12 protein-coding genes are annotated in these 13,742 nt (G+C 43.0%); 7 read left to right on the forward strand and 5 right to left on the reverse strand.

Annotation, left to right across the window (positions count from 1 at the left end; all coding sequences use genetic code 11):
* Positions 1-51 precede the first annotated feature (51 nt).
* Positions 52-2,604, forward strand: coding sequence for a PKD domain-containing protein (locus MHN81_RS27070; RefSeq protein ID WP_239427277.1), 2,553 nt, complete (start codon positions 52-54; stop codon positions 2,602-2,604).
* 106 nt (positions 2,605-2,710) lie between these two features.
* Here the strand turns inward: MHN81_RS27070 and MHN81_RS27075 are convergent, their stop codons facing one another.
* The gene (locus MHN81_RS27075; RefSeq protein WP_023399630.1) at positions 2,711-3,763 is read right to left on the reverse strand and encodes a metallophosphoesterase; all 1,053 of its coding nucleotides are present in this window, start codon (positions 3,761-3,763) and stop codon (positions 2,711-2,713) included.
* Between the two features lie 381 nt (positions 3,764-4,144).
* On the opposite strand from MHN81_RS27075, the gene MHN81_RS27080 reads away from it, so the two are divergent.
* Entirely contained in the window at positions 4,145-6,196 is a 2,052-nt protein-coding gene (locus MHN81_RS27080; RefSeq protein ID WP_239427278.1) for a winged helix-turn-helix domain-containing protein, read from the forward strand.
* Positions 6,197-6,362: 166 nt separating this feature from the next.
* The gene (rnhA, locus tag MHN81_RS27085; RefSeq protein ID WP_023399628.1) at positions 6,363-6,833 is read left to right on the forward strand and encodes a ribonuclease HI; all 471 of its coding nucleotides are present in this window, start codon (positions 6,363-6,365) and stop codon (positions 6,831-6,833) included.
* 4 nt (positions 6,834-6,837) lie between these two features.
* On the opposite strand, the gene MHN81_RS27090 is transcribed toward rnhA, so the two are convergent.
* Positions 6,838-7,587: a class I SAM-dependent methyltransferase gene (locus MHN81_RS27090; protein ID WP_023399627.1), complete on the reverse strand. Its 750-nt coding sequence runs from the start codon at positions 7,585-7,587 to the stop codon at positions 6,838-6,840.
* Positions 7,588-7,639: 52 nt separating this feature from the next.
* Between MHN81_RS27090 and gloB the strand changes: the two genes are divergently transcribed.
* Together gloB and MHN81_RS27100 are read left to right on the forward strand one after the other, a co-directional pair.
* Positions 7,640-8,407, forward strand: a complete 768-nt coding sequence (gloB, locus tag MHN81_RS27095) for a hydroxyacylglutathione hydrolase (protein ID WP_023399626.1) — start codon at positions 7,640-7,642, stop codon at positions 8,405-8,407.
* Positions 8,408-8,612: 205 nt separating this feature from the next.
* On the forward strand, positions 8,613-10,178 hold the full coding sequence (locus MHN81_RS27100; protein WP_239427279.1) for a LysM peptidoglycan-binding domain-containing protein: 1,566 nt from the start codon (positions 8,613-8,615) through the stop codon (positions 10,176-10,178).
* Between the two features lie 43 nt (positions 10,179-10,221).
* Here the strand turns inward: MHN81_RS27100 and MHN81_RS27105 are convergent, their stop codons facing one another.
* From MHN81_RS27105 to MHN81_RS27115, 3 genes are read right to left on the reverse strand one after another with little or no spacing between them, the layout of a single operon-like run.
* Positions 10,222-10,665 carry a flavodoxin gene (locus MHN81_RS27105; RefSeq protein WP_023399624.1) on the reverse strand — a complete coding sequence of 148 codons (444 nt, stop codon included), beginning with the start codon at positions 10,663-10,665 and terminating at the stop codon, positions 10,222-10,224.
* A complete protein-coding gene (gene truC / locus MHN81_RS27110; RefSeq protein WP_023399623.1) occupies positions 10,665-11,399 on the reverse strand; it encodes a tRNA pseudouridine(65) synthase TruC in 735 nt (244 codons plus the stop codon). Before truC ends, MHN81_RS27105 begins: the two co-directional genes overlap by 1 nt.
* A gap of 3 nt (positions 11,400-11,402) precedes the next feature.
* Complete coding sequence (locus MHN81_RS27115; RefSeq protein WP_239427280.1) at positions 11,403-11,723, reverse strand: YqcC family protein; 321 nt, start codon at positions 11,721-11,723, stop codon at positions 11,403-11,405.
* Positions 11,724-11,886: 163 nt separating this feature from the next.
* Here MHN81_RS27115 and MHN81_RS27120 point away from each other — a divergent pair, with 163 nt between their 5' ends.
* The gene (locus MHN81_RS27120; protein ID WP_239427281.1) at positions 11,887-12,912 is read left to right on the forward strand and encodes a DUF3549 family protein; all 1,026 of its coding nucleotides are present in this window, start codon (positions 11,887-11,889) and stop codon (positions 12,910-12,912) included.
* Positions 12,913-13,218, forward strand: a complete 306-nt coding sequence (locus tag MHN81_RS27125; RefSeq protein WP_023399620.1) for a DUF3301 domain-containing protein — start codon at positions 12,913-12,915, stop codon at positions 13,216-13,218.
* Positions 13,219-13,742: the final 524 nt, after the last annotated feature.

Here is a 13,742-nt window from a genome sequence, read left to right on the forward strand (position 1 = left end):
GGCTCGTTATTCGCCCATGACATAACAAACAACATTACAGGTTCAATTAAGATGAAAACAACATTGAAGAGTATCATTTTTACGGCAAGTTTATTGTGTATACCAATAGCTGCTGTCGCGAAAAATTTAACCCGAGGGCCATATTTGCAAATGACAGGGGAGGACCACGTCACCATTCGCTGGAACACCCTTCAAAATACATCAACAACACTTCGCTACGGCAAATCGTTGGATAAACTAAATGTCGTCACCAGTGAAAACCAAACGACCAAAAATCATGAAATTACACTGCAAGATTTAGAGTCTGGGCAAAAGTACTTCTATGCTATTTATGATGGCGACAAACTATTGAGTGGCGCAGATGAGCGCACCTATTTTCATACAGCTCCGGTAAAAAATACTAAAAAGAAAACCCGAATATGGGTGCTAGGCGATCCTGGTCGCGCAGGAACTGATCCCAACACCAATGCCCAGAAAATTGTTCGAGATGGTTTTTTAACATTCTCTGCTAATCAAGCACCTGACTTTTGGTTGATGCTCGGTGATAACGCATACAATGACGGCACCATTGTCGAGTATGACCATGCTGTATTTGCTCAATACCCTACCCTATTAAAACAATCGCCTTTGTGGCCAATTATGGGAAACCATGACAACCGCTCTGCCGACGTTGACACCCAAAATGGTGGGTTTTACGATTTATTTACGCTGCCAACACAAGGGCAATCTGGCGGTGTTGCATCTTCACATGAAGCGTATTACTCATTTGACTATGGCAATATTCACATCGTTGTTTTGAACTCATCGGATCGAGAGCACTACAAAGAATCCGACGCCATGCTGGAGTGGTTAAAACGGGACTTAGCGGCTAACAGCAGCGAGTGGCTGATCGCCACTTTTCACCACCCGGTCTATGGAAAAAGCGGTCATGATTCTGATGAAGCAGAAAACATGATATACATGCGAGAGCGATTTTTACCCGTACTTGAAGAGTATGGTGTTGACCTAATCATGGCTGGCCACAATCACTTTTACACGCGCTCAGTACTCATGGCCGATCACTATGGCATGTCAAACAGCTACGACCCATCAAAACACGTCATTCAAGGTGGTAGCGGCCAACTAGATAAAGAAGGTGCCTATACCAAAAAGCGAGGCCAAAAAGGGGCGATATTTATCACCCATGGGGCAGGCGCAGGAAGTGGCCGAGGATATGCAAGATTAGTTCGAACTGATGAAATTACTGAAGGGAAACGCCATCCTACTGATTATATCTATGGTGGTCGAGGCTCTATTGTATTAGATATTGAAGGCTCAGTGCTCACCGCAAACGTGATCGGGCCACAAGGTGATGTTGTCGATTATTTCACATTAAAGCATAACAATGGTGATGACCCTATCAATACTCCTCCACAAGTAAAGATGCAAATACCTACCCAACTAGCTATTTTTGAGTCTGGTCTTTTCTCCAGTGAAGGTTCTTTCGATAGTGATGGCAGAATTGCCGAGTACCTGTGGCAGTTTGGAGATGGTAATAGCAGTTCTTTGGCCAATACTAGTCATCAATATAGTCGCGCTGGAAATTATGCTGTCAGCCTGACAGTCACTGATAACCAAGGCATAAGCTCAAGCACAAACAGTCGAATTTCTGTGCTTGCATCGTCGGACACTGAACTTAAACCTAACCAGCCAATAAAAGTTTCTGGTGACACAAAAGAAGCCATACACTTTTTCTATGAGGTTGAAAATACTGAAAAGTCACTGACAATATCAATTTCTGGCGGACAAGGTGATGCCGATCTTTTTGTCAGAAGAGCTATGCGCCCTACCAACACTGAATTTGACTGTCGTCCCTACAAAAACGGCAACTCCGAGTCTTGTGAAATCACAGACGTCCGCACTGGGCTCTATTATGTCATGATCTACGGCCACAAATCATTCACAGATGTAGTCCTAACGGCAACTCAAGATCAAATAGCAGCTCCTGCCCCCAGTGCGGATGCCAACGGACCTTACCAGGCGACACTTGGCACGCCAATCCACTTTAGCAGTGCCGGCAGCACAGATCCCAATCAAAGTGAATTGACTTACCACTGGGATTTTGGAGATGGAAAGAGCAGCACACTGGCGTCACCAACCCACACTTATGAACAAATTGGCGAGTACGCAGTGTCACTTACCGTGTCGAACACTCAGGGGATCAGCAACTCAGATACCACATCAGCACATATTTTAGCCCACAATGACCTAGTTGATAGTTGTGCACAAGGTACGGCTCCCAAAGCCGAAGGCAGACTTTTGCTCAATCAAACTTACTGTTTAGAAGAGCAAAGCCGTGCAGGACAATTGCAATATCAATTCTATGTCAATGACCAAGATGTAGGTAAAGAGCTACTTATTAAAATGGGGCATGGTAGTGGCAATGCAGATCCACTCTACAGATATGCAAAGCGCCCTGATCAACAACAGTGGGATGCTCGTGACACCAGTCCCGGCAATGCTGCTGAATTGAAAGTTAAAGCAATTCAAAAAGGCTGGCACTACATTCACATCACCACAGAGGAAAGTTTCCAAGATGTGTCATTGCAGCTGTCTATACACTAAATGAAGTAAACTGCGAGTCTAGTGAGCACACTAGACTCATCCCATTTAGGCTTGTCAAACAAGTGCTGCGCGCAACAGCCATGACAACTTAGGAGGCTTTGGTTTGTTAATTAGCAAACAATGGCGTTCGCTTTCCCTGCATATCTGCACGCCAATACCCATCTTTTTCAATAAAAAGTAATTCACCTTTTTGACCTAGTTTGATACTGCTATCTACGCCAATTACTTTACCATTGTGGCGACTAATCACCGCTTTGTGAGAGGTATGTCCTACAATAAAACGGTTGGCAGAAAATCGCGCCAACAACGGTGCCAATTGCACTTTGTGTTCTTCTGAGAAAAAACCTCGGTGCCAGATCGGACCTTTTCTGCCATGTAAAAACGCCCCTAATTGTGAACGCTTTTTCGAGCGAAGTTCTTGCTCCACCAGCTCTTCTCTAAAAACTTTATTGATGCCTTCCAGCCCGATATCATATTTTAGAGTCTCGTGATGAAAGCCACCGTGTAAATATACATTGTTATTAATTTTAATCACCACGTTTTTGGAGCGTAACCACAGCCCCAATACACTATCCTTAGAGAATAGTTGATCAAATGGCTTATTCATTAACGACGCTGTCTGTTCATATTTTTTATGTAAATACCTCAAATCGCCATTGAGCACCATAACTTCATGGTTACCAAGCAAAAAGTGGACTGCCCCACCGGACTTTGCCGCTTCGCTTTCTAGCCATTTGATATACCATAAAGACTCTGTTACTTGACTGCCTCGATCAAAAATATCACCGGTAATTACCAAGTGACCCTTGCCAAATATCCAGTTGCCATGCTGATCAATCACTTTATTTGCTTTTAAGAGTTGCATCATCAGCGCATGCTGACCATGAATATCGCTCAGCGCAACGACAGGAAATGTGCCTGAATATACAGTCTCTGTTGGCGCGTTAGGCACTAGGCTCAATTTCATACTTCGACCACAAAAGTCGATTGTTTTGTCTTCTTTTATAAGAAACGATTGTTTTTTTCCTTGGCAAACTAAATCCGCCCGATAACCGTTTTTATCAGGATAAATATACGGACCATCATTAAATTTAGCCACAGCCATAAAAGACACTAACACACTTAAAATGGCCAAAAATAGATTGCTTTTGTGACACATATTTCTCTCATCATTGATTTGGATATTGAACTTGCTGAGCCATTCGCTCTTTTAAACTCATACAAAAGGCACACTTAAAGTACCAGCTAACGAATTGAATCTCTAGAACCGCAGTTCCTCGAACGAAAAAATAAAACCATAAAAATCATAGTGTTGAATATTTATTAGGTTCTATCATGTAATATCATGGAGTAATTCACAGCATAGGAAGGCAAATTAGTTGAAAAACAACTGTCTATAAAAACTTATACATTGCATAAACACCATGAAGAAATTAGCCAAGACCAATCTCGACTACCAAAGCGCATACTCAACGGCAGCCAATTATTGCCTAATTATGATAAGCTCAATATTCGATTAAAATAATTATTTCAGCTGGTTATGGCACACCCTAGACACACTATTCTCGATCACTTTAAAGTCAATGATTGGGCTATAGATTGCAAAAGACTAACTGCAACGCGTGCACAAACTAAGGTAAGGTTAGAGCCAAAAGCTGCGCTGATCTTGCAATATATGGCCGCTCGCCCAGGTGAGATAATTGGCAGAGAAGAGCTATTCGATACGTTTTGGCCCAACCAAGTCGTAACCGAAGACGCCCTAAACCGCGTCATTTCTACATTACGAAAAACACTCAACGATAGCTCTACCGAGCCGCAATATATAGCAACAATACGTAAATCAGGCTACCGCCTAGTCGCTGATGTAAAACATATTGCCCCACCTTTGCGGCACAACAGGACAAAAAAACTAACGGGGATATCGATTATACTGTGTGGTTTGCTGCTGATTACTGCGCTCATATCAAGTTACTCTTTTCAACCCCAGAAGCCGCTTAAACCACGCTTAAATGGCGAGTTCAAACGACTGACTTACAGTACTAAAGTAAAATTGACGCCGCACCTTAGCGAAGATGCCTCACAATTAACCTACGTAGAATTGAATAAAGAGGCCACCAATACACTTGTTTTAATGTCAGTGAAAAGCAACACCAAAACCTATTACAACAGTGCAGACACCGAGTTTTCATTTCCAGTCGTCGCCCCCCAAGCAAACTCAGTGTTAGCAGTTATAAAACACCTAAACAAAGCTCAACCTTATGCGATCGCATTAATCGACTTTGACAAAAAAGCGATCAAGCGACTTGTTGAATTGAACAGTGAAAGTTTAGGGTTAAGTCATCATATTCAAAGTAAATCCGTCGTGTTTACTCAAAGACGAGTGCCTTTTTCCACACATCAGGTAACCCTATTTGACCCTTTATACTCCTCAAATAAGCAGCTGTCCTCACCACCTGATGGCTTTTCAGATAGACAACCCATCTTTTCGCCTTCGGGACAAAAAGTGGCCTTTATTCGTACTAAAGCCCCCACCGAACATGCTATTTTTACCGTTAATTTAGATGGACAAGAAACACAGCTTACTGAATACCACAGCCATATCGCCTCTTTCGACTGGTTCAATAATGACAATTTGCTGTATAGCAATGAGCAAGGGCTATACTCAGTCACCGATTCAGGTGATACTCACGAATTACTAACCCCCATACCCAATCAGCAAGTTGCTTTTACACAAGCGGCCTCCGATGTAAGCAAGTTATTACTTTCATTTCAAAGCACTAGTTCAATTGGACAAGTCATTGACAATACTGTTGGTGATAAAGCGCTACCAGTTACTTTATCCAATGGTTCAGACAGTGAATTTGCAATCAGTCCAGATGCCACCAGAATGGCTTTTGCCTCAACCCGCGAGGGCCACAAAGCCTTATGGCTGAGACACAACAATCAACTAAATAGTGTCAAGGGCTCTAATTTTAATGATATTTATGATTTAACCTGGTCAAAAAACAGCCAGCTCTTAGCAGCATCTGTAAAACGCAATAATCAATATGGAGTGATGTTTTATGATATCAGTTCACAAAAGCTAACCGTACATTGGCGCGATACCTCTCCTTTGCACGTAATAGGTTGGGATAGTAATAGTCACATTTGGTACTCAAAACTAATCGGAAGCAATTGGGCTTTGACCCAATTTGATCCTATTAAAAAAACAATTATCGAACACCCCAAAAAACGAGTTTATCAGGCGAGGTTTACTCCCAACAAACAACACCTGATTTACATCGATGCTCACAAGCAAACTCTCTGGAAATGGGACCTCAAAAATAACCTCAAAGAAATTTCAATCCCTCACAATATGAAATTAGATAGAAACTGGGATGTCGATTCCCGTGGTGTTTATTATATTGGTTCAAATGGGCAGTTAAATTACTACAATATAAACAACGAGATAGACAAAGAAATTGTGCGTCGCATTGGTGCATTTTCTCCTAAATATAGACCACAATCGCGTCTCTATGGCTTTGTGGGCACACATGAAGTGATCACCCAAAGTGACTTTTGGCTGTCAGACTTAGCTTTCAATGACCCATAAAGACAGAGTCAGTATTTTTGCATCCTCAGTTTTAGGTCAATGCCCTACACAATACCCATCTCGATGAGTTGAAAAAGCTGATTTTTATTTTTAATCATATCGCTTACAGCCTAACTTTGTTAAGGTTAGCGCCTATCAGCCCAAGCTACACTATACAGGCAAATTCGTGCAAAAAATCGTAGAAATTTATACTGATGGCTCTTGCCTTGGTAACCCAGGACCTGGGGGATATGGCATCTATATGAGTTACCAAGGCCATGAAAAGCAATTGAGCCAAGGTTACCAGCTGACCACCAACAACCGTATGGAAATGTTGGCCGCGATAGTTGCGTTAGAAACACTCAAGCGTCCCTGCCAAGTCGTCCTTTATACCGACAGCCAGTATGTTAAACAAGGTATTGAATCTTGGCTTGCAAACTGGAAAAAACGCAATTGGCAAACCGCTGCTAAACAACCTGTCAAAAACGTCGACCTATGGCAACGCTTAGACGAAGCAAGTCAAAGGCACAACATTGACTGGCGCTGGGTTAAAGGTCATGCGGGTAACAAGTATAATGAACTGGTCGACGACTTAGCGCGAGATGCTGCATCTCAAGACAAATTACTTGAAGATATGGGCTATAAGCCACAGGATTAAGGCATCAGTCTTGCCGACTTCGGGAGTGCTTTAACCTCGCGCCTTTGACTGCTGGCGTCCACTTTGGCCTTGCATGCCACTTTGGCTTGATCGGTGTTAAGGGGGCAACACGCTTACGTGCAACCAACATATAAACACTCCCCATTGGCTTTAAATAGTGACGACAAAACCTCCGCCATGGCGCAAATCGAGATAGTCTTGATCCCCTCGCTAAAGAAGCATGGATAAAGCGCTCGTCAGCAATTATCTCAAATCCCAATAAGTTCAACCAATCTTTGACCCTTGAAGGCGTGAAGAAACGCCCAGACCAAGGTAGCTTTTCGCCGCTAAATGGTAACATATGTGCCAGTCCACATAAGCTGAAGGGATTGAATCCCGTTATTACGATATAACCACCTGGAATTAAAGTTCGATGTGCCTCTCGCAATATATGATGCGGATCCGAGTGATATTCTAGACCATGGGATAAAATACATGCATCCACACTGTGCTCATAAAAAGGCAATTCATCAATCTCGGCTATCACCCCAGCGTGCGGGCCACTGGGCGAAATACAGACTTGGTGATCTATCATGCTATCTGATGTATCAAGCTGACCACTTAAACAACCTAGCTTAAGCATGTGATACCCAAACATACGAGGCAACCAGCGTGCCATACGACGTTCAATACCTGCTTTTAGATATTCTCCATGTGGAAAATCTTGCCAAGATTGGGGTTTAGGCCCTTGCTGAAAACTTAATGCTGGTTTCATCCCGTACGCTCGTTATACTTGTTGACACCTTCACTTTATAGAGCAATGAGTTATGGCGCAAGTTGAACCTATCAAGGCCTTCAACGACAATTATATCTGGGCGATATGCAATGCACATAGTCCAGAAACTTGGGTCGTTGATCCTGGGCAAAGTCAGCCCGTTATCGAGTTTTTAACCACCCAAAATCGCCCACTTTCAGGTATCTTGATCACTCATCACCATTGGGATCATACTGATGGCGTTGCAGAGTTACTATTACAATTTCCTGATATTCCTGTATATGGCCCAAAAGATTCAAAATTTACCGGGATAACTCACGCCCTATCGCCAGACGATACGCTAACTATAGCAGATATCACCTTTAAAATAGTACACACCCCAGGTCATACACTGGATCACATCTGCTATGTCAATGAGCACTTGGCCTTCACTGGAGATACGCTCTTCAGCGGTGGGTGTGGTCGCCTGTTTGAAGGGACTGCAGAGCAAATGTGGCACTCTTTGCAATCACTACTGCAATTGCCTGATGCATGCCAAATTTACTGCACCCATGAATATACGCTAGCTAATTTGGCGTTTGCTCACGCCGTAGAGCCAAACAACAAGTTTCTTGAAAAACATATTTCATGGTGTCAACAACAGCGGGGCCAAGATTTACCAACATTACCAACAAACATGGGGACCGAACGCCAAATAAATCCGTTTTTAAGGGCTGAGCACGAGACGATCTTGGACCATTTGCCTAAAAACTTCCAAGGTCCCACCGATACTACCTGGCAAAAGTTTGCAAATCTGAGACTGTGGAAAGATAGTTTTTAAGGCCAACCACTGTCACTGTGAAAATGAGCTCGACATCTTTATTGTGACAGATACAAGGAGCGGTCAACGCCCTTTAAATTAACAAAAGCGTATAGTCCTGCTATTGCAAACATCATAACATTGCTATGGACAAAATTACGCTCACTTTTCAATTGCCTCAGATAAGGGTAAAATTGACGGGTTTTTGCCCGACAAAAAGAGATTTATGAAAAAGCCACTGCTGATAATTGCGATTTTAAGCTTAATAACAGGCTGTGAAATAACGCAAACTCAAACGCAACCTCCACAAACTGAAATACGAGATCACGCTAGCCCTTCACAGATCAGTGATGTGTTATCTCATGCGATTCAAATCCCTATTGAAGCTGATGAACCACCGCCAGTATTTGACGATGTGTGGGAGCGGATCCGCTATCAGTTGTCTATCCCAGTGCCTCAAAACCGACCTGTTGTGGCAGAGAGAAACTATTACCAACGCCATCAAGCTTATTTAGACCGTATATCAAAGCGTGCAGAGCCCTATTTGTACTTTATTGTCGAAGAAGTAGAGAAGCGCCAAATGCCTATCGAAATTGCATTACTACCTATTGTAGAGAGTGCTTTTGACCCTTTTGGTTACTCCCATCGCAGCGCATCTGGTATTTGGCAGTTTATGCCACAAACCGGAGAACGATTCGACCTTAAGCAAAACTGGTGGTATGACGGTAGACGTGACATCGTACAATCAACTCGCGCAGCCTTAGAGTATTTAACTTACCTTCATAAAACACTTGATGGCGACTGGCTCAATGCCATTGCTGCCTACAACTCAGGTGAAGGTCGTGTTATGCGCGCAATTAGGAAAAATCGTAAAAAACACTTACCGACTGACTTTTGGTCATTAGATCTACCGCGTGAAACCACTGCATATGTACCGAAGCTACTCGCTCTGTCTGATTTATTGATGCGCCAAGAAGAGTTTAAGGTGACATGGAATAAAATTATCAATGCGCAGGTTGTCGATACAGTGGAAGTTGGTACACAAATTGATTTGGCGCTAGCTGCTGATATGGCAGGAATTTCCTTGACAGAATTATATCGTCTCAACCCAGGTTTCAATCGCTGGGCTACGGATCCAAAAGGTCCTCACAGTTTATTGTTGCCCACAGATAAAATCGCCCAATTCAAAACAAAACTTGCCAACACTCCGATGCAAGAGAGATTGCGCTGGCAATACTATACCGTGAACCGCGGTGATAGCCTCTCTGTAATTGCGAGTAAATTCGATACGAGTCCATCTGCAATTCAAACGCTCAATAAGCTAAATAGCCATATTATTCAAGTTGGACAAAAGTTGCTTGTACCGCTGAGCGAAGGGGAACTGAAAAGTGAGCACCTGCCAGCATCAGTTAGGAAAGTAGCCAATAAATCACAGCAAAGTAAATACACACACACTGTAAAAAGTGGTGATACACTTTGGGATATTAGTCGCGAACATGATGTTACAATCAAGCAGTTAGCCGCATGGAACAAGCTTAAAACGAGTTCCGTACTGAAGCTAGGTCAAAAGCTGAGTATTTATAAGTCTCAGCCCAAACAGAAAAACTCAGGGCTGCAAAGTACTGAGCGCACCATTACCTACAAAGTCCGTAAAGGCGACTCTTTGGCGCGTATCGCAACCAAGTTTAATGTCTCGATTAAAAATATTATTAAGTGGAATGATATTGCGGGCCAAAAATACCTTCATCCCGGTCAGAAGCTCAAGCTAAAAGTTGACGTCAAACGCAGCTAGAATAATTAAAAAGGGCCTAATGCAAGGCCCTTTTTAATTCAAATTACAATGCTGCAACCCATTTTGTCAGCCAAGGCTCTACGGCTTCCCAAGGTTCAAAATACTCACCGGCATCCACATCAAGACGAGGTTGCACAATGCGCGCATTTAACTCTTGGATCAAGGCATCAATTTGACGTCCGGCACCACAATACGTATCTCCATAACTGCTGTCCCCCAGAGCCACCACACCGACGTTTTTATTCGTTAACATTGGCATTTGTGCTTGCATCTGAATAAACAGAGGATAAAGGTTATCCGGTATATCACCTTGTCCGGTAGTAGAAGAAACGAATAACGCGTGCTCTGCAGATTTAACCTCATCAATGGTGGCTGGATCTGCTATGTTTACTCGATGGCCCTGCGCTGTTAAATGTGTTTCGATTTGCGTAGCCAAGTTTTCTGCATTGCCATATACACTGCCTACGAATAAGGTGATTGATGCCATTACTGATAATCCTTCTCGGTTGACGGCCAGCCTAGTTGATGGCAGATATTCAACATCTCCTCACCTAGATTGGCTCGAATTAAAATAGGTTGTTCAGTATAAGGATGAAGAAACTTTAGCTCAGTTGCAAATAACATCAGTCTCTGCAGTTTAAAATGATCACGAAAAAAGTGATTGTGTTTGTTATCACCGTGATTAACGTCACCAATAATGGGCGTAGATAAGTGGTTTAAATGGCGGCGGATCTGGTGTTTTCGCCCAGTTTTAGGGTAGCACTCCACCAGTGAGTAACGAATGCTCGGATACTTACCAAAAGGAATATCTAAACTGGCTTTGTGCAAACACCTTACTAAAGTTTGTGCTTCTTGAGGTGCTTTATCTTGATCTGCAAACTTGTCAGCAATTTTGTCCAATTGCTCTTTCAATGGTTTATCAACAAAAACCTCATCTCGACTAAAACCACGAACTAATGCAAGGTAACGCTTTTGGATAGCGCCTTCTATGAAAACCTGATTCATATCTCTTGCAGCTTCAGAACTCAAAGCAAACAGTAGCACGCCACTTGTGGGTCTATCCAAGCGATGTACTGGAAACACATGCTGCCCTAATTGATCTCTGAGCATTTGCATTGCAAACTGTGTTTCTCGTTTATCCAAGAAAGAACGGTGAACCAGCAAACCGGAAGGCTTATTGATGGCTACATAATTTTCGTCTTGATAGATGATCTCCAACATACGTTACTGCGCTCCATTTGCTATCAAAGCATCTAACTCGTTGAGGCAATTAAATAGAGCCTGCTGTCGTGGGTGTCCCGCAAAAGCAATAGCACACATAGGTGAAATGGCGATATTTGTCGGCAGCGGCTGGCGATTGACTACCATCTCGTGGATCTTTGGAATAAATACAAATTGTAGCCATTGCTCAAAGCGTAATGTATCACAACAAAATGGCTGTACCGAAGCCAATGCTTGGCTATCAACTGGCTCAGTTTGCCAAAGGTGAGATTGTTTTAGCTGTTGTTCTAATTCAGCAAGGTGTTGTAAAACCGCTTGGCTCACTTTAAAGCTCCCACTTTTATTATCTAAACCCGGAGTATATCATTGCTCAAGATTAAGCACATTTATCATGGTGATGAATGCGCGTCTATCTGCGTCTATCCCCTTACTCCTCGCACTAAATACCGTTATAATTGCGGCCACAGTAATCTTTCGTGAGCAGACAATGACGACACATATTTCTACCTTAGGTGAACTTTTAACTTCAGCAGGCACGCAATGGCGTGTATATGACATTGGTCGTCGCATTACGAAAATAGACAAAAAGCAATTCGACCAAATAGAAAATACTCAGGTGCCGTATCCATACCCGTTAGGAGGTCACGCTTTGCTTGCAATCCAATTTTGGGACAACCAAGCGACACTCGATCCCTATGTGTGGTTTCTAAAGTTTCCACTTGATGAGCAAAGCAAACTAAATATTGCCAGCAGAGATCACTTTGCGTCCATGGTTCTTGAAGCATTGGGTACACAATTGACAGGCGAGGCAGCTCAGGGCAAGCTTGATAACAATCCTTATGTGTATACGCCTAATGCCAACAAACTTGCTGCATTTAACGCCTTGATGAAGTGTGAGCTAAAACGTCCCGCTTCTAAATACTATGAAACGGTCGAGCACTACTTCACAACGCAAGGACAAACAGATTGGCAAGGTATTGCATTACAAGGACTTGCTGATTTCGCAATGCGATTGCCTCATAGTCAAAACCAAGCAAATTTAATCGCCTTGTGGCCAAATTTACCTGAGCAAGTCCAGAGCCCACTTGCCGCCATGCTTGAACATGTCAGTATCTCTACGGAACTGACTGAAAACCTACTGCGAGATCTAGACAAAAGCGTATCAAAAAAACAACTTTACGGGGCTATTAATAACTTCAGAGCTATGTCAGGAAGCCACGGTTTAGGCCTGATCGCACAAGCAGTAGATAGCTTGCTGCAATCAGAGTTAAGCACAGAAGCAGACATCTTATTGACGATAGCGGGGCGCGGTTGGGAAACGTTAACCGATCCAGATAGGCTGTATATGTTTATGGACAAAGCAGCCCAAAACAATCAGGTTGAAGGAATTTTTGAAAGTATTTTCACAGACTTGGTTGCAATTCCAATGCTTCGTCCTCATGTATTAGGTTTACTTCGTGCGCAAAACCGTAGCGAAACACTGTCACGGGCAATTGGTAGGCTATTTTCATAAATGATAACACTTTGGCTATTTATACTTATTATTTCTACATGTGGCTTTTTTTGGTTCAGTCGGCAAATAGCCGAAGCTGCGCGTGAGCACGCAGCTCAACAAAGTGAAAAGCTAAATGTGCAATTACTCAGCGTCGCTTGCCAAAAGCGTCGCTTGGGTGTACTTAAGAATGGTCAACTGGGTATAAAAAGTGAGTTCCTATTTGAGTTCAGCTCAGATAGGGACAATGCATACAAGGGTACACTGTACTTAGAAAATCAGATGTTGGTTAAGGTAGATGTGCCACCGCACAGAATCATAGATTAAAGAAAAGATAATACTGATATACTGATGAGATCAAACAAGGAAACTAAGGCGCAACCCTTTTTGTCACGCCCCAATCCGACGATATCCTTTTGAGGTATCCGCTACCTCTGCCTACAACATACAAGCAAGGCCTACAACATACAAGCAAGCCGCCAACATTCATCATCCCCTGAACGGGTATACATCCAATCACACCCGATCTTCTTCCCTGCCTTCATCCAGCGTGTATCCTACACTCATTCCTCTTACGCAGTCTCCTTATGCGTTCCAATCAATTCCCTTGGCACATCCTATGCCCGTACATCCTATGTCCAAGTATTAACTTGTTCCTTAAATACCTTTTCCTTAGGCTATCCTATCCTTTTTGACATTTCCTATGTCTGCACATCCTGTGCTGTATCCTTTGCCACCTTGGCTCCTCTTCGCCTAATCCGTCGGCGCTCCTATCCCTTTTGACATTTCCTATGTCTGCACATCCTGTGCTGTATCCTTTGCCACCTTGGCTCCTCTTCACCTAATCCGTC

Origin of the sequence: Pseudoalteromonas sp. Of7M-16, assembly GCF_022347805.1 — a bacterium.
Lineage (GTDB): Bacteria > Pseudomonadota > Gammaproteobacteria > Enterobacterales > Alteromonadaceae > Pseudoalteromonas > Pseudoalteromonas luteoviolacea_F.

Bases quoted from the DNA above. Each gene is read 5' to 3' on its own strand.
- MHN81_RS27090 (WP_023399627.1), bottom strand. From the start codon at position 7,587: ATGAAACCAGCATTAAGTTTTCAGCAAGGGCCTAAACCCCAATCTTGG.
- gloB (WP_023399626.1), top strand. From the start codon at position 7,640: ATGGCGCAAGTTGAACCTATCAAGGCCTTCAACGACAATTATATCTGG.
- MHN81_RS27105 (WP_023399624.1), bottom strand. From the start codon at position 10,665: ATGGCATCAATCACCTTATTCGTAGGCAGTGTATATGGCAATGCAGAA.
- MHN81_RS27080 (WP_239427278.1), top strand. From the start codon at position 4,145: ATGGCACACCCTAGACACACTATTCTCGATCACTTTAAAGTCAATGAT.
- truC (WP_023399623.1), bottom strand. From the start codon at position 11,399: ATGTTGGAGATCATCTATCAAGACGAAAATTATGTAGCCATCAATAAG.
- MHN81_RS27125 (WP_023399620.1), top strand. From the start codon at position 12,913: ATGATAACACTTTGGCTATTTATACTTATTATTTCTACATGTGGCTTT.
- MHN81_RS27075 (WP_023399630.1), bottom strand. From the start codon at position 3,763: ATGTGTCACAAAAGCAATCTATTTTTGGCCATTTTAAGTGTGTTAGTG.
- MHN81_RS27100 (WP_239427279.1), top strand. From the start codon at position 8,613: ATGAAAAAGCCACTGCTGATAATTGCGATTTTAAGCTTAATAACAGGC.
- MHN81_RS27120 (WP_239427281.1), top strand. From the start codon at position 11,887: ATGACGACACATATTTCTACCTTAGGTGAACTTTTAACTTCAGCAGGC.
- MHN81_RS27070 (WP_239427277.1), top strand. From the start codon at position 52: ATGAAAACAACATTGAAGAGTATCATTTTTACGGCAAGTTTATTGTGT.